The sequence below is a fragment of the Nocardia sp. NPDC127579 genome, from assembly GCF_042672005.1.
Lineage (GTDB): Bacteria > Actinomycetota > Actinomycetes > Mycobacteriales > Mycobacteriaceae > Nocardia.
In genome coordinates this window covers 486,959-505,960 of record NZ_JBHXVZ010000005.1, presented here as the reverse complement: position 1 = coordinate 505,960, position 19,002 = coordinate 486,959, and the positions used below count along the sequence as shown (strand labels likewise).

The 19,002-nt window shown below is 66.4% G+C and carries 19 protein-coding genes, 1 tRNA gene and 1 pseudogene; 18 read left to right on the top strand and 3 right to left on the bottom strand.

The window, feature by feature from the left end:
- Window positions 1-6: 6 nt before the first annotated feature.
- The 12 genes from ACFVMC_RS20495 (at window position 7) to ACFVMC_RS20440 (ending at window position 10,860) form a co-directional block, all read left to right on the top strand.
- Complete coding sequence (locus tag ACFVMC_RS20495) at window positions 7-678, top strand: TIGR02234 family membrane protein (RefSeq protein WP_379212370.1); 672 nt, start codon at window positions 7-9, stop codon at window positions 676-678.
- Window positions 679-861: 183 nt separating this feature from the next.
- Window positions 862-1,680: an indole-3-glycerol phosphate synthase TrpC gene (gene trpC / locus ACFVMC_RS20490; protein WP_379212368.1), complete on the top strand. Its 819-nt coding sequence runs from the start codon at window positions 862-864 to the stop codon at window positions 1,678-1,680.
- A complete protein-coding gene (gene trpB / locus ACFVMC_RS20485) occupies window positions 1,680-2,927 on the top strand; it encodes a tryptophan synthase subunit beta (protein ID WP_379212366.1) in 1,248 nt (415 codons plus the stop codon). Before trpC ends, trpB begins: the two co-directional genes overlap by 1 nt.
- A 91-nt stretch (window positions 2,928-3,018) precedes the next feature.
- Entirely contained in the window at window positions 3,019-3,822 is an 804-nt protein-coding gene (gene trpA / locus ACFVMC_RS20480; RefSeq protein ID WP_379212364.1) for a tryptophan synthase subunit alpha, read from the top strand.
- A 151-nt stretch (window positions 3,823-3,973) separates the two neighbouring features.
- Window positions 3,974-4,444: a DUF6036 family nucleotidyltransferase gene (locus tag ACFVMC_RS20475; RefSeq protein WP_379212362.1), complete on the top strand. Its 471-nt coding sequence runs from the start codon at window positions 3,974-3,976 to the stop codon at window positions 4,442-4,444.
- 44 nt (window positions 4,445-4,488) lie between these two features.
- Complete coding sequence (gene lgt, locus ACFVMC_RS20470; protein WP_379212361.1) at window positions 4,489-5,622, top strand: prolipoprotein diacylglyceryl transferase; 1,134 nt, start codon at window positions 4,489-4,491, stop codon at window positions 5,620-5,622.
- An 89-nt stretch (window positions 5,623-5,711) separates the two neighbouring features.
- Window positions 5,712-6,188, top strand: coding sequence for an NINE protein (locus ACFVMC_RS20465; RefSeq protein WP_379212359.1), 477 nt, complete (start codon window positions 5,712-5,714; stop codon window positions 6,186-6,188).
- 223 nt (window positions 6,189-6,411) lie between these two features.
- On the top strand, window positions 6,412-6,852 hold the full coding sequence (locus ACFVMC_RS20460) for a hypothetical protein (protein WP_379212357.1): 441 nt from the start codon (window positions 6,412-6,414) through the stop codon (window positions 6,850-6,852).
- 166 nt (window positions 6,853-7,018) lie between these two features.
- Window positions 7,019-7,771 (top strand): amino acid ABC transporter substrate-binding protein, encoded by a 753-nt coding sequence (locus ACFVMC_RS20455; protein WP_379212355.1) that lies wholly within the window; start codon window positions 7,019-7,021, stop codon window positions 7,769-7,771.
- A gap of 6 nt (window positions 7,772-7,777) precedes the next feature.
- Window positions 7,778-8,449 (top strand): amino acid ABC transporter permease, encoded by a 672-nt coding sequence (locus tag ACFVMC_RS20450; RefSeq protein WP_379212353.1) that lies wholly within the window; start codon window positions 7,778-7,780, stop codon window positions 8,447-8,449.
- 88 nt (window positions 8,450-8,537) lie between these two features.
- Window positions 8,538-9,956, top strand: a complete 1,419-nt coding sequence (gene pyk / locus ACFVMC_RS20445; RefSeq protein WP_379212351.1) for a pyruvate kinase — start codon at window positions 8,538-8,540, stop codon at window positions 9,954-9,956.
- 1 nt (window position 9,957) lies between these two features.
- Window positions 9,958-10,860: an acyl-CoA thioesterase gene (locus ACFVMC_RS20440; RefSeq protein ID WP_379212349.1), complete on the top strand. Its 903-nt coding sequence runs from the start codon at window positions 9,958-9,960 to the stop codon at window positions 10,858-10,860.
- A 50-nt stretch (window positions 10,861-10,910) separates the two neighbouring features.
- Here ACFVMC_RS20440 and ACFVMC_RS20435 read toward each other — a convergent pair whose 3' ends face one another.
- The 3 genes from ACFVMC_RS20435 to ACFVMC_RS20425 form a co-directional block, all read right to left on the bottom strand.
- Window positions 10,911-11,282, bottom strand: coding sequence for a hypothetical protein (locus tag ACFVMC_RS20435; RefSeq protein WP_379212347.1), 372 nt, complete (start codon window positions 11,280-11,282; stop codon window positions 10,911-10,913).
- Between the two features lie 167 nt (window positions 11,283-11,449).
- The gene (locus ACFVMC_RS20430; protein ID WP_379212345.1) at window positions 11,450-12,067 is read right to left on the bottom strand and encodes a low molecular weight phosphatase family protein; all 618 of its coding nucleotides are present in this window, start codon (window positions 12,065-12,067) and stop codon (window positions 11,450-11,452) included.
- Between the two features lie 162 nt (window positions 12,068-12,229).
- Window positions 12,230-12,313 (bottom strand) — tRNA-Leu (locus ACFVMC_RS20425).
- A gap of 230 nt (window positions 12,314-12,543) precedes the next feature.
- Here ACFVMC_RS20425 and ACFVMC_RS20420 point away from each other — a divergent pair.
- The 6 genes and pseudogenes from ACFVMC_RS20420 (at window position 12,544) to ACFVMC_RS20395 (ending at window position 18,961) form a co-directional block, all read left to right on the top strand.
- A complete protein-coding gene (locus tag ACFVMC_RS20420; protein ID WP_379212344.1) occupies window positions 12,544-13,161 on the top strand; it encodes an ANTAR domain-containing response regulator in 618 nt (205 codons plus the stop codon).
- Between the two features lie 237 nt (window positions 13,162-13,398).
- On the top strand, window positions 13,399-14,592 hold the full coding sequence (locus tag ACFVMC_RS20415) for a branched-chain amino acid ABC transporter substrate-binding protein (protein ID WP_379212342.1): 1,194 nt from the start codon (window positions 13,399-13,401) through the stop codon (window positions 14,590-14,592).
- A 105-nt stretch (window positions 14,593-14,697) separates the two neighbouring features.
- Window positions 14,698-15,735 carry a branched-chain amino acid ABC transporter permease gene (locus tag ACFVMC_RS20410; protein ID WP_379212340.1) on the top strand — a complete coding sequence of 346 codons (1,038 nt, stop codon included), beginning with the start codon at window positions 14,698-14,700 and terminating at the stop codon, window positions 15,733-15,735.
- Window positions 15,732-17,126 carry a branched-chain amino acid ABC transporter permease gene (locus ACFVMC_RS20405; RefSeq protein WP_379212338.1) on the top strand — a complete coding sequence of 465 codons (1,395 nt, stop codon included), beginning with the start codon at window positions 15,732-15,734 and terminating at the stop codon, window positions 17,124-17,126. The genes ACFVMC_RS20410 and ACFVMC_RS20405 overlap by 4 nt, the downstream gene beginning before the upstream one ends.
- A pseudogene (locus tag ACFVMC_RS20400) lies at window positions 17,123-18,031 on the top strand (ABC transporter ATP-binding protein); the annotation flags it as partial. The gene ACFVMC_RS20405 and the pseudogene ACFVMC_RS20400, both read left to right, overlap by 4 nt.
- Window positions 18,032-18,265: 234 nt before the next feature.
- The gene (locus tag ACFVMC_RS20395; RefSeq protein WP_379212458.1) at window positions 18,266-18,961 is read left to right on the top strand and encodes an ABC transporter ATP-binding protein; all 696 of its coding nucleotides are present in this window, start codon (window positions 18,266-18,268) and stop codon (window positions 18,959-18,961) included.
- Window positions 18,962-19,002: the final 41 nt, after the last annotated feature.

The following is a 19,002-nucleotide window of genomic DNA, read 5'->3' as shown; positions in this document are numbered from 1 at the left end:
TTCGCGATGGCAGAACCTGATCGACCCGCGCCGAGGGCCGGTGTGCGGCTACCCGTGGTGCTGCTCGCCCTGGCTGCCGCGCTGATGTGGGGCGCGTCCCGGATGATCTGGGTGACGGTGTCCTCCGCGGACGGGCTCACCGAACCGCGCACCGACGAGCTCGACGGCGGTGTCTGGTTCGGCGCGCTGACGCCGCTGGCGCTGGTGCTGCTGGCCGCTGTCGCGGCCGTGCTGGCCACGCGAGGCTGGCCGCGTCGGGTGATCGGCGTGCTGGTCGCGCTGGTCGCCGCGGTGACGGCGGTGCCGTCCTTCGCGCTGCTCACCGGATCCGGGAATCTGGAGCAGCGGGCCGCGACGCTGGCCGAGCTGCCTGCCCGCGCCACCGTCACCGCGGCGAGCGCCGCGCCGTTCCCGGCCGTGCTCGCCCTGCTGGGCGCGGTGGCCGCCTTCGTCGCGGCGCTGCTGCTGACCCGGATGCCGCGCGACACCGCGCAGCTGTCCGGTAAGTACGACAATCCCGTGACGCGCCGGGCGGCGGCGACCGAGCAGGTGGCCAGACAGCGTGACGCGGAGCAGCCTGGTGGCCCGCTGTCGGAGCGCGTGCTCTGGGACGCGCTCGACGCGGGCACCGATCCGACCGAGGAGTCCGCGGATCCGCCGGGCGGTAAGGCGCCCTGACGTGACCGGCACCACGGTCGGCGGCCGGTTGCTTCGGATTCGCGAGCGGCCCGCCCGCCCGCAGCCCAACCCCGGCGCGACCGGGAAACTGCCCGCCATTTATTCTTTGTCAGCATCGGTGAGACAGCGCCTGGGGGGATTCTCAGGCAGCAAGTCCGTCTCCCCAGAAAGGATTCGAGCCAGATGACGGTACTCGACTCGATTCTCGACGGGGTCCGCGCGGATGTGGCCGCTCGAGAAGCCATCCTGGACTTCCAGTCCATCAAAGCCGCCGCGACCAAGGTCCCCGCCCCGCTGGACGCCCGCGCGGCCCTGCTCGAGGACGGTATCGGCGTGATCGCCGAGGTCAAGCGCGCCTCGCCCTCCAAGGGCGCGCTGGCCGACATACCGGACCCGGCCAGCCTGGCCAAGTCCTATGAGGACGGCGGCGCCCGGATCATCTCCGTGCTGACCGAGGGCCGCCGCTTCGGCGGGTCGCTCGACGATCTGGACGCGGTGCGCGCGAGCGTGTCGATCCCGATCCTGCGCAAGGATTTCGTGGTCGGGCCCTACCAGATCCACGAGGCGCGCGCGCACGGCGCCGACGTCATCCTGCTGATCGTGGCGGCGCTGGAGCAGGACACCCTGTCCGCGCTGATCGATCGCACCGAATCGCTGGGTATGACCGCGCTGGTCGAGGTGCACACCGAGGAGGAGGCCGACCGCGCGCTGTCGGCCGGTGCCTCGGTGATCGGCGTGAACGCCCGCAATCTCAAAACTCTCGAGGTGGATCGCGACGTCTTCGCGCGGATCGCGCCCGGCCTGCCCACCGAGGTCATCCGGATCGCCGAATCCGGGATTCGCGGCACCGCCGACCTGCTCGCCTACGCGGGCGCCGGCGCGGATGCCGTGCTGGTCGGTGAGGGGCTGGTGACCAGCGGTGATCCGCGGGCCGCGGTCCTGCAGCTGGTGACCGCCGGTACGCACCCGTCCTGCCCGAAGCCCGCGCGGCGGGGCCGGTGATGAGCGCTCTTCCCAAGGCGAGCGACGGCGTCCACGACAAGAGCACCCACGAGCCGGATTCCGGCGGGCACTGGGGCGTGTACGGCGGGCGGCATGTGCCCGAGGCGTTGATGGCCGTGATCGAGGAGGTCACCGCCGAATACGAGAAGTGCCGGACCGATCCGTCCTTCCTCGACGAGCTGGACCGGTTGCAGCGCGACTACACCGGGCGGCCGTCGCCGGTGTTCGAGTGCACCCGGTTGGCCGAGCATGCCGGTGGCGCGCGCATCCTGCTGAAGCGGGAAGACTTGAACCACACCGGTTCTCACAAGATCAACAATGTGCTGGGCCAGGCGTTGCTGGCCAAGCGGATGGGCAAGACCCGGGTCATCGCCGAGACCGGCGCGGGCCAGCACGGCGTCGCCACCGCCACCGCGTGCGCATTGCTCGGCCTGGACTGCGTCATCTACATGGGCGCGGTCGACACCGCCCGCCAGGCGCTGAACGTGGCCCGTATGCGGCTGCTCGGCGCCGAGGTGGTCTCGGTGGAGACCGGTTCGCGCACCCTGAAGGACGCGATCAACGAGGCGCTGCGCGACTGGGTGTCCAACGCCGAGGACACCTACTACTGCTTCGGCACCGCCGCGGGTCCGCACCCATTCCCGACCATGGTCCGCGATTTCCAGCGCATCGTCGGCATGGAGGCGCGCGCCCAGGTGCGTGAGCGGACCGGGCGACTGCCCGACGCGGTCGTGGCCTGTGTCGGCGGCGGCTCCAACGCCATCGGCATCTTCCACCCGTTCCTCGATGACGCCGAGGTCCGCCTGATCGGTTTCGAGGCGGCCGGCGACGGTGTCGAAACCGGAAGGCACGCGGCCACTTTCACCGGCGGCACGCCGGGTGCGTTCCAGGGCGCGTACTCGTACCTGCTGCAGGACGAGGACGGCCAGACCATCGAATCGCATTCCATCTCCGCCGGTCTGGACTATCCGGGCGTCGGCCCGGAGCACGCCTACCTCAAAGATGTGGGCCGCGCCGAATACCGGCCGGTCACCGACACCGAGGCGATGGACGCGCTACTGCTGCTGTCCCGCGCCGAGGGCATCATCCCGGCGATCGAGTCCGCGCACGCGGTGGCGGGCGCGCTGCAACTGGGCAAGGAACTCGGCGAGGGCGCGATCATCCTGGTGAACCTGTCCGGCCGCGGTGACAAAGATATGGATACCGCAGCAGAATGGTTCGGCCTGTACGGCGAGGAAGCACAGTGAACCCGGTGTCCGGCCGCGGCGACAAAGATATGGCAGTGACATTGAAATACGCCGCAGCCGAATGGTTCGGCCTGTACGGCGAGGAGCCCCAGTGAGCCAGCAGTCCCGACTCGCGAACACCTTCGCCGCGGCGCGCGCGGAGAATCGGGCCGCGCTGATCGGGTATCTGCCGGCCGGATATCCGGATCTGGCGGGTTCGATCGCGGCGTGCACGGCGATGGTCGAATCCGGTTGCGACATCATCGAAGTCGGTGTCGCCTACTCCGACCCGGTGATGGACGGCCCGACCATCCAGCAGGCCGCCGAGCAGGCGCTGCGCGGTGGCGTGCGGGTCAGGGACGTGTTCACCGTCGTCGAGGCGATCACCGGGGCCGGTGGTCAGGCCGTGGTCATGAGCTACTGGAACCCGGTGCTCAAATACGGTGTCGACCGCTTCGCGCGGGATCTCGCCGGCGCCGGCGGCGCGGGCATCATCACCCCGAATCTCATTCCGGAGGAAGCCGACGACTGGTTCGTCGCCTCCGCCGCACACGATCTGGACCGGATCTTCCTGGTCGCGCCGTCCTCCACCGAGGAGCGGCTGGTGAAGACGCTGGAAGCCTCGCGCGGGTTCATCTACGCGGCCTCCACCATGGGCGTCACCGGCGCTCGCGACGCGGTGTCGTCCATGGCGCCCGCGCTGTGCGCCCGGGTCCGCGCGCACTCCGACATTCCGATCGGCGTCGGCCTCGGTGTCCGCTCGGGCGCACAGGCGGCCGAGATCGCGGCCTACGCCGACGGCGTCATCGTGGGGTCGGCGCTGGTCAGCGCGGCCGGCGAAAGCCTGGACGCGGTCCGCGCCTTGACCACCGAACTCGCCGAAGGCGTCCGCTCGGCAATGACGTCCACCGGATAAGCTCGAGTCATGAGCGCAATCCGACGTACCGTTGTGCGACGGCGTCTCCACGACGCCGATCCCGACCGGAAGTGGTGGCGGGCTCGGTCATCGGTCGAACGCGTCGCACACGTCGAGGAACTTCGATCTGACTACTACGGCTGGGGGCCGGATGGAGCTGGACCGCGACTTCAGCGAGTTCATCGAATCGTGCGTCGCGCATGAGGTCCGGTTCCTGATAGTCGGCGGATATGCGGTTGCCGTCCATGGTCATCCGCGATTCACCAAGGACCTGGATGTCTGGGTGTGGATCGATCCGCAGAACGCGGATCGCCTGGTCGCGGCGCTCGCCGATTTCGGATTCGGCTCACTCGGTCTGCGGGCGGCCGATTTTCTCGAGGAGGGCATGGTCGTGCAGCTCGGACATCCGCCGAAGCGTATTGATCTGTTGACCTCGGTCGATGGCGTGGAGTTCGAGACCTGCTGGGAGCGGCGGGTGGATGTCACCCTGGGTAGCCAGGTCGTGCCATTCCTGTCGGCGGCCGACTTGATCGCGAACAAGCGAGCGTCGGGGCGTCCGCAAGACATCGCCGACGTGGCGGTGCTCGAGGATACGCGCGAAGGTGAGCTCGGCGGGAACTGACCGCGGCGCTTGCGGCTGTCGCTCACTCGGCTACGGTGGCCTGCGTGACCGTACAAGTCTTGGCAGACACCGCGGCGGCCGGAACCAGCCTGCTGGCCTATATTCCCAGCCCGCCCCAAGGGGTGTGGCAGGTCGGCCCGGTGCCGCTGCGGGCCTACGCCCTGTGCATCATCATCGGCATCATCGTCGCCATCTGGTGGGGTGACAAGCGCTGGGTGGCGCGCGGCGGCCAGCAGGGGACCGTGCTCGATGTCGCGATGTTCGCGGTGCCGTTCGGCTTGGTCGGTGGCCGCCTCTACCATGTCGCCACCGATTGGCAGAAGTACTTCGGCGCGGGCAAGAACCCGGTCGAGGCGCTGTATATCTGGCAGGGCGGGCTGGGTATCTGGGGTGCGGTGTTCCTGGGCGGTATCGGCGCCTGGATCGGCTGCCGGGTTTACCGGATTCCGTTGCCTGCCTTCGGCGATGCCATCGCGCCGCCGATCCTGCTGGCCCAGGCCATCGGCCGGCTCGGCAACTGGTTCAACCAGGAGCTGTACGGCCGCGAGACCACGGTGCCGTGGGGCCTCGAGATCTATCCGCGCTTCGACGACGACGGCCGCCTGGACATGATGAACGGCGTCTCCAACGGGGTCGCCGAGAAGGTCGTGCAGCCGACCTTCCTGTACGAATTGCTGTGGAACGTACTGGTGGTCGTGCTGCTGGTGCAGATCGACAAGCGCTTCCGGATCGGGCACGGGCGCCTGTTCGCGCTGTATGTCGCGGGCTACTGTGTGGGCCGGTTCGTGGTGGAGCTGCTGCGTGACGACGAGGCCACACATATCGCGGGTATCCGGATCAATTCGTTCACCGCTGCGCTCGTATTCCTCGCCGCCATCGCCTATTTCGTCTTCGCGACCCGTGGCCGGGAGACACCGGAGCAGCTGCAACCCGGCGGGATGCGTCGGCCGTGGCCGTGGCAGTTCGGTGAATTGCGCCGGGCGGGTGCGGAATCCGCCGCCGCGCCGACTGTGGTGCTGGAGAAGCGGGACGCCGATTCCACCGAATCCGACACGGTTGTCAACGAATCCGATTCCGACGACGATAAGGAACCGGAATCCGGCGAGTCGACGCCGGAGGACGCGTCGTCGGAGACCGATGCGACAAAAACGGGTGATTCGGGCAAGAATGTCACCTGATCGTCGCGGGTAGCGTGTTTCGCCCCGGTCTGCCGATCGAATCAAGCCGGGGCCGGAGGGGTGCCCGCGCACGAATGAGGAGGACATGAGTGACCGACCCTTACCAGAACAATCCTGGATTCGGTGGTCCGCAGTACGGCCCGCCCGGTACGGGTCCTGATCTGAACAAGCCGGCGTCGGATCCGTACGCGCAGCAGCAGCCGCAGTACGGCCAGCCCTCGGATCCCTACGCCCAGCAGGCGCAGTACGGCGGCCAGCCGCAGTACGGCCAGCCGGCCGGTTACCCGCCTGCGCCCTACGGCGGCATGCCGGGCATGGATCCCGAAGCGCCGTACGGCCGCGACATGTACGGCACCCCGTTCTCCGATAAGCAGAAGCTGACCGCAGGTCTGCTTCAGCTGTTCCTGGGCCAGTTCGGTGTCGGCCGTTTCTATCTGGGCGACAACACCACCGGCATCCTGCAGCTGATCACCTGCGGTGGCTGCGGCATCTGGGCTCTGATCGACGCGATCATGATCCTCACCGGCAAGGTGCCCGACGCGATGGGCCGTCCGCTCCAGGAGTGACGATCAGGCATTCGAACGCCCCTGCCTCGAGACACGAGGCGGGGGCGTTTTCGGTTACACCGCATCGTGAACCGAATGTGATGCTTGTCACTCCAATCGGTGGAACCTGCTGCGTCGCAGATGAATCCAAGTAAGTGACAGAAGATCTCGCGACCGGGTCCGACGGAGGATGCCGGGAGGTAAGGCTCGAGCGAGATGCGCATCAGCACACCTGGAGGATTCAATGGAGATCAGAGCTGTTCATAAGATCGGCGCGGCCGCCTCCATCGCAGTGGTACTCGCGACAGCGTTCAATCCGGCCAGTGCTGCGGCCGAGGTCGGCAGCAGAGTGCCGGGGATCCTTCCAGACGGCGCGATGTCATTTCTCGGTGACCTGAAGCGGGACCGCTGCACGCTGCGGGCATCTGCTTCTGTGGTTGTTGCCGAGAATGCGGTTTACGTGGCAGATCTGTGCGATGACGGTCAAGCCGTCGTCAGCAACGTAACCTGGAAGGACGGCTCGGTTCAGAGCTTCAGCTGCTCGAATCCCTATGGGGTGCAAACCATGGTGAAATGCTCGCTGGGTAACTCCAAACCCGGCCAACGGACCATGGTCGTCGGCTTGAGCGAACCTGTAGGGGGCGGTCAGCCTCAGTGGGGTAGCTTCGTCCACTACAACGTGTAGAAGGTCAGCGAAGGCTGCGCTGCTCCAAAGCCCCCCGCTTCGACACACGAGGCGGGGTGTTTTCGTTGTCGAGTGTTTCGCTCGGCAAGATCGCGATACTGTGCTTCGCAATGGACCCCGCGTAGGTTGGGTCGAATTGTGTGGCTCGAGAGAATGAGGGATCCCGATGCGCCGCAAGTTCTTCACTGCTGTCCTTTTGGCCGTTGTCGCCGCTACCGGGCTTTCTGCCTGCGGTGACGGTGACTCGGGCACGTTGAAGGTCGGCACCGAGGGCACCTACGCGCCCTTCAGCTTCCAGGGGCCGGGGCTCAAGCTCACCGGATACGACGTGGAGGTCATCGAGGCGGTCGGCCAGAAGCTGGGCCGCAAGGTGGAATTCGTGCAGACCCCGTGGGACGCGATCTTCGCCGGGCTGGAGTCCAAGCGCTTCGATCTGGTCGCCAACCAGGTGACCATCAACGACGAGCGAAAGAACAAATACGAACTCTCCCAGCCGTACACCACCTCGGAGGGCGTGATCATCACCAAATCCGACAACAGCGCCATCAGCACCCTGGCCGATCTGAGCGGCAAGACCTGCGCTCAGACCGCCACCTCCAACTGGGGCAAGGTCGCCGCGCAGGCCGGTGCGAAGGTCGAGGCCGTGGAAGGCTTCGTGCAGGCGATCCAGCTGCTCAAGAACAACCGCGTGGACGCGACCCTGAACGATTCGCTCGCCGTCGCCGAGTACAACAAGAAGACCGGCGATACCGCCGTCAAGGTCGCGGGCAAGACCGGCGAGACCAGCCAGCAGGCCTTCGCCGCCCGCAAGGGTGACGCGCTGATCGGCGAAATCAACACGGCGCTGGACCAATTGCGCGCCGACGGCACGCTGGCGCGTATCTCGGAAAAGTACTTCGGCACCGACGTCAGCAAGTAACCGCTGGTGGATGCCGCGACAAAGGAGCTGATCCAGCAGAACCTGTGGCCGATGCTGAAGGCCACGGTGACGATGACGCTGTCGCTCACCGCGATCAGTTTCGTCATCGGTTTGGTGATCGCGCTGTTCGTAGCGCTGGCTCGGATGTCCCCGGTGTGGCCGCTCTCGGCGGCCGCCCGGTTCTACATCTCGATCATCCGGGGTACGCCGCTGCTCGTGCAGCTGTTCATCATCTTCTACGGCCTGCCGCAGTTCGGGATCACGCTGGAACCGTTCCCGGCCGCGACGGTGGCGTTCAGCCTGAATGTCGGAGGGTACGCGGCCGAGGTGGTGCGCGCCGCGATTCTCTCGGTGGCCGACGGCCAGTGGGAGGCGGCGCGCGCGCTCGGCATGTCCTACGCGCAGCAGATGCGGCTGATCATCCTGCCGCAGGCGTCGCGGATCGCGGTGCCGCCGCTGTCCAACACGCTGATCTCACTGGTCAAAGACACCGCGCTGGCGTCCACCATCACGGTCACCGAGCTGTTTCGGACCGCGCAGGTGGCCGCGGCGCCGACCTTCGACTTCTTCGCGCTCTACGGTGTCGCCGCTATCTACTATTGGGTGATCTGCCTGGTTCTGGGCTTCGGGCAGACCCGGTTGGAGACCAGATTGTCCCGGCACGTGGCCCGTTCGTAGCTTCGACCGACAGCGGTTCATTATTTTCACCCACTTTTCACCGAGGCCACGGCGTCACCCACCACTGGGACGGGATTAGGCTTAGTCCGTGATGCGACGGACGAAGATTGTGTGCACGCTCGGCCCGGCCACTGCCACCGAGGAACGGATCCGCGAACTCGTCGAGAGCGGCATGGACGTGGCTCGGCTGAATTTCAGCCACGGTGAGCACGCCGACCATGCGGAGAACTACAAGAAGGTGCGCGCGGCCTCCGACGATCTCGGCCGCGCGGTCGGCATCCTCGCCGACCTCCAGGGGCCGAAGATCCGCCTCGGCCGGTTCACCGAGGGCAAGACCATGTGGGCGACCGGCGAAGAGGTGCGCATCACCGTCGATGACATCGAGGGCACCCACGATCGTGTCTCCACCACCTACAAGGAGCTGGCCGCCGACGCGAAGCCGGGTGATCGCCTGCTCGTCGACGACGGCAAGGTCGGCCTGACGGTCACCGCCGTCGACGGCAACGACGTGGTCTGCCGGGTCACCGAGGGCGGGCCGGTCTCCAACAACAAGGGCGTCTCGCTGCCCGGCATGGACGTGTCCGTGCCCGCGCTGTCGGAGAAGGACATCGAGGATCTGGAGTTCGCGCTCGAGCTGGGCGTCGACTTCATCGCGCTCTCCTTCGTGCGGTCCCCGTCCGATGTCGAGCTGGTGCACGACGTGATGGATCGGGTCGGCCGCCGGGTTCCGGTGATCGGCAAGCTGGAGAAGCCGGAGGCCATCGATAATCTCGAGGCGGTCGTGCTCGCCTTCGACGCCGTCATGGTCGCGCGCGGCGATCTCGGTGTGGAGCTGCCGCTGGAGCAGGTGCCGATCGTGCAGAAGCGCGCGATCCAGATGGCCAGGGAGAATGCCAAGCCGGTCATCGTGGCCACCCAGATGCTGGAGTCGATGATCGAGAATTCGCGCCCCACCCGGGCCGAGGCCTCCGATGTGGCCAACGCGGTGCTCGACGGCGCCGACGCGGTGATGCTCTCCGGTGAGACCTCGGTCGGCGCGTACCCGATCGAGACGGTGCGCACCATGGCCCGCATCGTGAGCGCGGTGGAAGCCGAGTCGACCCGGGTTCCCCCGCTGACCCATGTGCCCCGCACCAAGCGTGGCGTCATCTCCTACGCGGCCCGCGATATCGGCGAGCGGCTCAATGCCAAGGCGCTGGTGGCGTTCACCCAGTCCGGTGACACGGTGCGCCGCCTGGCCCGCTTGCACACCCCGCTGCCGCTGCTGGCGTTCACCCCGCTGCCGGAGGTGCGCAGTCAGCTGGCATTGACCTGGGGCACCGAGACCTTCATCGTCCCGACCGTGGACAGCACCGACGAGATGATCCATCAGGTCGATGTGGCGCTATTGTCGATGGGCCGTTATCGGAAAGGTGATCTCGTGGTCATCGTGGCGGGCTCCCCGCCGGGTACTGTCGGGTCCACCAACCTGATCCACGTGCATCGCATCGGCGAGGAGGACCACTGATTTGTCTACATCGCTAGGCGGTTCCGTCGGGATCGGAGCCACCGGCTCCACCGAGCTCGACGTGCTGCTGGGCCTGCTCGATCTGGAGCAGGTCGACGAGGACGTCTTCGTCGGCCAGCATCCGGAGAAGGTGTGGAGTCGCACCTTCGGCGGGCAGCTGGTCTCGCAGGCCATCATGGCGGCCGGACGCACCGTCGGTGACCGTCCGGTGCATGCCGTCAACGCGCATTTCGTGCGTGGCGGCGACACCAAGCAGCCGATCCAGTATCGAGTGGATCGGCATCGTGACGGGCGCGCGTTCGCCAACCGCACGGTCACCGCGACCCAGGACGGGCAGGAGCTGTTCGTCATGCTCGCCGCGTTCCAGGATTGGGGCAAGGGGCTGGAGCATTCGCACGAGCAGCCGCAGGTCCCGGATCCGGAGACGCTGCCGCGGGTGGAGGAGAGCTTCGAAGGCTTGGAGGACAAGCTGGAGATGTTCGTCAAGGCGCCGCATCCGATCGATATGCGCTACACCAATGACCCGGCCTGGATCCTCAAGGGCACGGGGGAGCGGTTGAACCACAACCGCGTGTGGATGAAGGCGGACGGGCAGTTGCCCGACGACCCGCTGATTCACGTTGCGACGCTGGGTTATTCGTCGGATACCACGGTGCTGGATTCGATCATCACCACGCACGGGCTGTCCTGGGGGCTGGATCGGATCGTCGCGGCCACGGTGAATCACTCCATCTGGTTCCACCGGCCGTTCCGATTCGACGACTGGGCGCTGTACTGCACCGAGTCGCCGGTGGCGGCGGGCTCGCGCGGACTGGCCACCGGGCGGTTCTACTCCCGCTCGGGTGAGCTGCTCGCGACCACCGTGCAGGAGGGGCTGATCCGGCACTTCCCGTCCCGGCGGTAGCCGGCCGATCGACCGCGACCCCGTCGTCCCACCCGGGCGGCGGGGTCTTTTCAGAGGTATTCGCGTTCGTATTCGAAGTCGTAGCTGTCCCGGTGTTGCGTGCGGATGGTCCGGGGAATTGTCGAACCGAGTGCACTGCTTGCGGTTTCGAGCATGAGTCTGCGTTCGAGGGCGGCCAGGCCGCCCGCGGTGAGATCGCGCGGCGCGCCGACGAGGCTGAGCGCGATTTCATAGGTGCGCCTGGCGCCGGGATCGGTATTCGGTGACTCGGCGCGCCAGCGTGATTCCAGGTCGGCGTGTTCGGCGTCCTCCGGATCGACCGGCAGCGTGAATCTCCACGCGAATACATCCCGATCCTGGAGATGGTCATCGACGACAGCGCGGACTGTCTCGACGACATCGTCGAGCGTTTCCGGTGTCACGTAAACATGGAGCGAAACATCCGAAATGCGTTTCGGCATGTCGATTCCTGTCCGGTCCGAACCAGCAACTGCGGCAAGTGTCCGCCCGGGAGTGTAATCCCTGGCTCGGTATTAATCACAGAGGCGGCGGCGATTTGCCCGGCGGGTCCGGTGTTTCGCCTCCGGCGTCACCGGATGCGCTGTGCCGCCAGGAAGCTGGCGAGCGGTGCGGGACGCGTCTCGGGCCCCACCACCAGTCCGGGCTCGTCCTGGGCGGGGCGGCTGTATTCCTGCGGCGCGAGCGCGACCAGCAGGGGCACAAGCGCTTCAGCGATCCGATCGCCCACCTCGCAGTAGGCGGTTTCGGACAGGCCGACCGGGTCGGCGATGTTCTCGCGCCCGACCAGGGACAGATCGTTGCGGGCCGTATGCAATTCCGCGATGGTGTGCGCGCCGGTCACTTTCGCGATCCGATGCGCTTCGAGCAGGGTGAAAGTCCGGGCGCCGACCCCGAAACCCATCTCGGTGACCTGATCGCGGATCTGTACGGTCATCGCCAGCACCAGATCGGCCCGGTCGATCATGTCGGGTCGGAGTTTGCGGGCTTTGAATCCCGCCGGGTCCGCGCCCAGGCCGGTAATGGTCTGCGCGGCAAGCGGTTCGACCGGAAAGCCGACCAGTGCCCGCGTTCCCGCGCTTTCGGCGGTCAGTCCTGTCAGTTCGTATTCGCGCGCCACGGCACGCGCCACTCGCTCGGCAATCACCGACCGACAGACATTGCCGTTGCAGACGAACAGGACGTGCATGGGCTCACGCTAAAACGCGCGTCGGCGTCGCAAAACCTTCCCGGCGACGAATCACACCTCCGGTGAGGCATATTCATCTCGACGTAGCGTGCCGTATACCGGGCGAGCCGCCCGGGGGCAAAAGAAAAGAGGGCGGTAGGTGTACCGCCCTCTCAGCCTCGGTGCCGATGGTGGGACTCGAACCCACACATCCTTTCGGATAACGGTTTTTGAGACCGTCGCGTCTGCCAGTTCCGCCACATCGGCGAGCACCGGATGAGAACTATAGCGTGCCGGGGGCCGTGGAGGCGAACCGGTTGCGTCGTGGCGCAACCGCACCCGGTTTGCGCAGGGTATATACGGTCTCGGCCGGGGTGAACGGTACTCTTTACATCACTCGACGCCCGCGACGGGCGCGCGGAGGCTCGGGTAGATCGGGTCTCGGCGTGCCGGCCCGGGCGTGGAGGAGTCAGGCATCGGAACAGAGGGGTCTACCTATGAGTGAAACAGCAGGGGGCGCTGCCGCGAAGCGCGACGTCGCGGCGAAGCGTGTCGTCGTTGCTGAGGATGAGGCGCTCATTCGGATGGATCTGGTGGAGATGCTGACCGAGGAGGGCTATCTGGTCGTCGGCGAGGCGGGCGACGGCCAGCAGGCGGTGGACCTGGCGGTGGAGCATCGGCCGGATCTGGTGATCATGGATGTGAAGATGCCGCGCCGCGACGGTATCGACGCCGCCGCCGAGATCGCCTCCAGACGCGTTGCGCCCGTGGTGATTCTGACCGCGTTCAGCCAGCGTGACCTGGTCGAGCGGGCCCGCGATGCCGGGGCGATGGCCTATCTGGTCAAGCCGTTCACCAAGTCGGATCTGGTGCCGGCCATCGAGCTGGCCGCGAGTCGCTTCCATGAGATCGCCGCGCTGGAGAGCGAGGTCGCCAATCTGGCCGACCGCTTGGAGACCCGCAAGCTGGTGGAGCGCGCCAAGGGTGTGCTCATGCAGACTCACGGTCTGTCGGAGCCGCAGGCCTTCAAGTGGATTCAGCGGACCGCGATGGATCGTCGCACTACCATGAAGGCGGTAGCCGAGGTGGTGCTGGAGAATCTCACGCCGAAGTGATCGAACTGCCAGCCCTCGGGGGCCGAGGGCTGGAAAGTTTGCACCGACTTCACATGCTCTTTATAAAATCTTCGAAATCAAGTCATCCGCATCACCCGAATGTGATGCGGATCTAACGTACCAACGCTATGTTCTGGACGGGCCAACGTAGTCGGTCCACCCTGATGAGGGTTCAGCAGGACGTAGAGGTGAGACGTGCTTAGTTCGACATGGCGCAGTCGTTCCACGCGAGGCGCATTGGTTATCGGCGCTGCCGCCGCGCTGGTGCTGTCCGGATGCAGTGATAAGTCGACCAGCGACGGAAAGACCACGGGGACCGATTCCGGTGGCCTGACCATCGCTCCGGTGGTTCAGGTCGACACCGACGGCAAGGAAGTGCCGGCGGCGTCGCAGTCCAAGGCGGCCGATCCCGCCGGTGACGGCAAAGCGACCTGCCCCGCGGGCACGGCCATCGCTTTCGCGGGCCCGCTGACCGGCCCGAATGCTCAGCTGGGCATCAATATCGACTTCGGCATCAAGGTGGCGTTGAAGGCGCACAACGACGCGAACCCCGGGTGCAAGATCGAGTACAAGCCCTTCGACACCGAGGGTGATCCGCAGAAGGCCACCTCGGTGATTCCGCAGATCATCAACGATCAGTCGATCATCGGCCTGGTCGGCCCGACCTTCTCCGGCGAGACCAAGGCGACCGGCAAGCTGCTCAGCGACGCGGGCCTGGTGGCGACCTCCGCCTCCGCCACCAATGCGACGCTCACCCAGAACGGCTGGACCAGCTTCTTCCGCGGCCTGGCCAACGACGACGTGCAGGGCCCCTCGGTGGCCAAGTACCTGGTGAACACCGCCGGCTACAAGAAGGTCTGTGTCGTCGAGGACAACACCGACTACGGCACCGGTCTGGCCAAGAGCATCAAGGCGGGCCTGGGCGCCGCCGCCGATCCGAGCTGCGCCGCCGCGATCAAGGCCGGTGACAAGGACTTCTCCGCCACCGTCACCAAGATCAAGGCCGCCAACGCGGACGCGGTGTTCTACGCGGGTTACTACGCCGAGGGTGCGCCGTTCGCCGCGCAGCTGAAGTCCGGCGGCGTGAACGCGGTGTTCGTCGGCCCCGACGGCGTCAACGACCCGCAGTTCGTCAAGCAGGCGGGCAACGCCGCCAAGGGCGCCACCCTGACCTGCCCGTGCGGTCCGGCGCCGGAGAAGTTCGCCAAGGACTACCAGGCGCTGAACAACGAGGCGCCCGGCGTCTATTCGGTCGAGGGCTACGACCTGGCGACGATCCTGTTCAAGGGCATCGACAGCGGCAAGGTGAAGCGCGCCGACCTGCTCGAGTTCGTGCGCAACTACGAGGGTGACGGCCTGGCCCGCACCTACAAGTGGAGCCCGAACGGCGAGCTGTCGAAGGCGCTCATCTGGATTTACACGGTCAAGTAGTCGAGTAGCCCGCGGGCACTTCGAAGCGCAGCACGCATGGGGTTCGTGCGAATCCCATGCGTGCTGCTTTCGTGACCTGGGCGATTGGATGAGGGCGAAATACGTATGACAACAACAGCATTGGCCGGGGGAGTACAACTCCTCGGCGCATCGATCGACTTCAACTACAACGGGGTGATCGACAACTTCTGGCAACTGACCGTTGACGGAGTGACCTACGGCGCTATCTACGCTCTGGTCGCCGTGGGCTACACCTTGGTCTACGGCGTGCTGCGGCTCATCAATTTCGCGCACTCGGAAGTCTTCATGCTCGGCATGTTCGGGCAACTGATCGGTCTGATGATCTTCGGCTTCGCCGCGGCGCCCAATCCGTACGCGCAGGGCGCGGTGCTGACCATCGTGTACCTCGTGCTGGCGGGCATCATCGGCGCGACGATCTCCGGCGCCGCTGCCGTCGGACTGGAACGCAGCGCGTACCGGCCGCTGCGCCGACGCGGTGCGAAACCCCTGGCCTTCCTGATCACCGCGATCGGCATGTCGTTCGTGCTGCAGGAGTTCGTGCACTTCATCCTGCCGAAGCTGTGGCCCGGCATGGGCGGCACGAACGCGCAGCAGGGTGTTCAGCTGGTGGAGGCGACCGAGCTGCTCGGCTTCGGCGGTGCCAGCGTCACCAACATCATGATCATCATCGTGCTCGCCGCGATCATCCTGGCGATCACCACCGAATTCCTGATCAACCGAACGAAATTCGGCCGGGGCATCCGTGCCGTGGCGCAGGACCCGGACACCGCGACACTGATGGGAGTGTCCCGGGAGCGGGTCATCATGCTCACGTTCTTCATCGGCGGCATTCTCGCCGGTGCGGCGGCGCTGCTCTACACGCTCAAGATCCCGAACGGGATCATCTATTCGGGTGGCTTCATCCTCGGCATCAAGGCGTTCAGCGCGGCGGTGCTCGGCGGTATCGGCAACCTGCGCGGTGCGCTGCTCGGCGGCATCATCCTGGGCGTGGTGGAGCAGTACGGCCAATTGTTCTTCGGTACCCAGTGGCGCGACGTGGTCGCGTTCGTGGTGCTGGTATTGGTGCTGATGGTGCGTCCGACCGGCATCCTCGGCGAGAGTCTGGGAAGGGCACGGGCATGACGGATACCGTTGAGCGTCACGGTATCGGTGACGCCATTCGCACCTGGTGGGAGGGGCTGAGCCGCCCGGGGCAGTGGGCTGTCGGGGTGCCGTTCATCGCGCTGCTGGCGCTGCTGCCGCTGTTCCCGCCTGGACTGGTGGACACTCCCTCCTACGACTTCGGCACGGTGATGGCCCGGGTCGCGATGTTCTGCCTGGTGGCGATCGGCCTGAATATCGTTGTCGGGCAGGCGGGGCTACTCGATCTGGGCTATGTCGGCTTCTACGCGGTCGGTGCCTACACCGTCGGCCTGCTCACCAGTCGGGACAGTCCGTGGAACCAGGTCGGCGACGGCTGGCTCGATCCGAAATGGGCTTGGCTGGCTTGTCTGCCACTGGCCTTGCTGGTGACCGCACTCTCGGGTTTGATTCTCGGCTCACCGACACTTCGCCTGCGCGGCGACTACCTGGCCATCGTCACGCTGGGTTTCGGCGAGATCGTCCGATTGCTCGCCGACAATCTCGGTGAGATCACCAACGGCAGTCTGGGCCTGCAAGAGGTGGCGTATCCGCGCGTCGGCGAATCCGAGCAGAATCCCAACGGCGTGTTCTCCGCGGGCAATCTCGGCGATCCCGACGCTTCCAACCTGCTCGACCGGGCCAGCTACGGAACCTACTGGTACTGGCTGGGTATGGCGCTGATCATCGTCATGCTGCTGATCGTCGGCAATCTGGAGCGCAGCCGGGTGGGCCGCGCCTGGGTGGCGATCCGCGAGGACGAGGATGTCGCCGAGATCATGGGCGTGCAGACCTTCAAGTACAAGCTGTGGGCGTTCACGATCGGTGCCGCCGTGGGCGGTATCTCGGGCGCGATCTACGCCGGGCAGGTGCAATTCGTGAACCCGACCCGGTTCGACATCGTCAACTCCATGCTGTTCCTGTGCGCGGTCGTGATCGGCGGTCAGGGCAACAAGCTGGGGGTGCTGGCGGGCGCGTTCCTCATCGCCTATCTGCCGGACCGGCTGGCCTCGGCCAAGCTGGTGTCCGACGAGGCCACCGGGTACACCCTGCTGATCCTGGATGTCGCGGCGTTCATTCTGCTGGCCCTGTTCTGGCGGTTCAAAGCCCGGAACATGGTCGGCTGGGGCCGACGCGGCGTCTCGCTCGGCATGGTGGTGACCGGCGTGCTGGGCGCCCTGTTGATCGGCAGCGTGCTGCTGTATCGGCCGGGTGGTGCGCAGTCGCTCGGCGATCTCAAATATCTGTACTTCGGTATTGCGTTGGTGGTGATGATGATTCTGCGTCCACAGGGTCTGTTCCCGGTCCGGCAGAAACTGCTCACCTACGGTCGGCAGGTCTACCAGGCGGTGCGCCGCCCGGCCGAGTCCGAGACGATCGGAGCGGGACGATGACCGGCCCGGGCGCGGGTGACGCGCTGTTCGACAACGAGGACATGGGTGCGGGTTACGCGCCGCCGCCCGAGGAGCAGTCCGCGGGCGAGGTGGATCTCACGGCGGTGATTCCGGAGCTCGGCGATGCCGAGACCGTCGCCGAAGTGGTTGCGCCGCACCGTGATATCGAGACCGAGGTCGGTGCGCCGCTGCTGCGCACCGAGGGCCTTACCGTGAAGTTCGGCGGGCTCACCGCGCTCGACTCGCTCGACTTCGAGATCCGCCGCGGTGAGATCCTGGGCCTGATCGGGCCGAACGGCGCGGGCAAGACCACCTGCTTCAACGCGATCACCGGTGTCTACAAGCCGGCGTCGGGTCTGGTCTATTTCGACGGCAAACCGCTGACGAAGTCCAAGCGCAACGAGATCACCCGGCTCGGTATCGCCCGCACCTTCCAGAACGTGCGGCTGTTCAACGAGATGACCGCGCTGGAGAACGTGGTGGTGGGCACCGACGCCCGGCACAAGACCTCGGTGCCGGGCGCGATCATCCGCACCTCGCGGCATCGGCGCGAGGAACGCGATGCCATCGAACGCGGGATGGCGCTGCTCGAATTCGTCGGTATCGCGCCGCGGGCGGTGGAGAAGGCGCGCAATCTTTCCTACGGCGATCAGCGTCGGCTGGAGATCGCGCGTGCGCTGGCCACCGAGCCGAAGCTGCTGTGCCTGGACGAGCCCGCGGCCGGGTTCAACCCGGCCGAGAAGGCCGCGCTGATGGATCTGATCCGTAAGATCCGCGACGACGGGTTCACCGTACTGCTCATCGAGCACGATATGCGCCTGGTCATGGGTGTGACCGATCGAATCGTGGTGCTGGAGTTCGGCCGCAAGATCGCCGACGGCCTGCCCGCCGAGGTGCGCGAGAACCCCGAGGTGATCGCGGCCTACCTGGGTGTGCCGGACGAGGAGGTTCGCGCGGCCGAGACGAAAGCCGAATCCGACGCTCCCGCGCCGCAACTGCTCGACGATCAGCCGACGCAGGTGCTGCCGATCCCGGAACCGGGACGCGGCCCGGAGCAGGTCTCGATCACCAAGGAACGCGCCGAGGACTCCTCGGAGCCGGCCCCCAGCGCCGCCCCGCCGCTGCTGGAAGTGCAGGACATGGTGGTCAACTACGGCAGAATTCAAGCGCTGCACGGTATTTCGCTGAAGGTGGCGGAAGGGGAGCTGGTCACCCTGCTCGGTGCCAACGGCGCGGGCAAGACCACCACCATGCGGGCGCTGTCCGGGCTGCTGCCGCTGACCCGCGGCAAGATCCTGTTCGAGGGCCGCGACATCACCGGTGTGAAAGCGCACGACCGGGTGACCGAGGGACTGATCCAGGCGCCGGAGGGCCGGGGCATCTTCCCCGGCATGACGGTGCAGGAGAATCTCGATATGGGTTGCTACGGGCGGCCTTTCAAGCAGAAGGCGGACTACGACAAGACCTTGGACTGGGTCTTCGAGCTGTTCCCCCGGCTGTCCGAACGGCGTAAGCAGGTCGGCGGCACGCTCTCCGGCGGCGAGCAGCAGATGCTGGCGATCGGGCGGTCACTGATGGCCAGGCCGCGGTTGCTGCTGCTGGACGAACCGTCGATGGGGCTGGCGCCCATGGTGATCCAGCAGATCTTCAAGATCATCAGCGAGATCAACCGGCAGGGCACCACCGTGCTGATGGTGGAGCAGAACGCGCAGCAGGCCCTGGTGCGCAGCGACCGGGCCTACATCCTGGAGACCGGTGAGGTCACCAAGTCCGGCACCGGCGGCGACCTGCTGGTCGACTCGGCGGTGAAATCGGCCTACCTGGGCGTCGGCTAGATCGAGCCAATCCAGCGGCGGCGCATCCTATTCCGGTGCGC

What these genes read in the sequence shown, in the direction of transcription:
- ACFVMC_RS20495 (WP_379212370.1), top strand. Translation starts at nt 7, where the DNA reads ATGGCAGAACCTGATCGACCCGCGCCGAGGGCCGGTGTGCGGCTACCC.
- trpC (WP_379212368.1), top strand. Translation starts at nt 862, where the DNA reads ATGACGGTACTCGACTCGATTCTCGACGGGGTCCGCGCGGATGTGGCC.
- trpB (WP_379212366.1), top strand. Translation starts at nt 1,680, where the DNA reads ATGAGCGCTCTTCCCAAGGCGAGCGACGGCGTCCACGACAAGAGCACC.
- ACFVMC_RS20475 (WP_379212362.1), top strand. Translation starts at nt 3,974, where the DNA reads ATGGAGCTGGACCGCGACTTCAGCGAGTTCATCGAATCGTGCGTCGCG.
- ACFVMC_RS20460 (WP_379212357.1), top strand. Translation starts at nt 6,412, where the DNA reads ATGGAGATCAGAGCTGTTCATAAGATCGGCGCGGCCGCCTCCATCGCA.
- ACFVMC_RS20455 (WP_379212355.1), top strand. Translation starts at nt 7,019, where the DNA reads ATGCGCCGCAAGTTCTTCACTGCTGTCCTTTTGGCCGTTGTCGCCGCT.
- ACFVMC_RS20430 (WP_379212345.1), bottom strand. Translation starts at nt 12,067, where the DNA reads ATGCACGTCCTGTTCGTCTGCAACGGCAATGTCTGTCGGTCGGTGATT.
- ACFVMC_RS20420 (WP_379212344.1), top strand. Translation starts at nt 12,544, where the DNA reads ATGAGTGAAACAGCAGGGGGCGCTGCCGCGAAGCGCGACGTCGCGGCG.
- ACFVMC_RS20410 (WP_379212340.1), top strand. Translation starts at nt 14,698, where the DNA reads ATGACAACAACAGCATTGGCCGGGGGAGTACAACTCCTCGGCGCATCG.
- ACFVMC_RS20405 (WP_379212338.1), top strand. Translation starts at nt 15,732, where the DNA reads ATGACGGATACCGTTGAGCGTCACGGTATCGGTGACGCCATTCGCACC.
- ACFVMC_RS20395 (WP_379212458.1), top strand. Translation starts at nt 18,266, where the DNA reads ATGGTGGTCAACTACGGCAGAATTCAAGCGCTGCACGGTATTTCGCTG.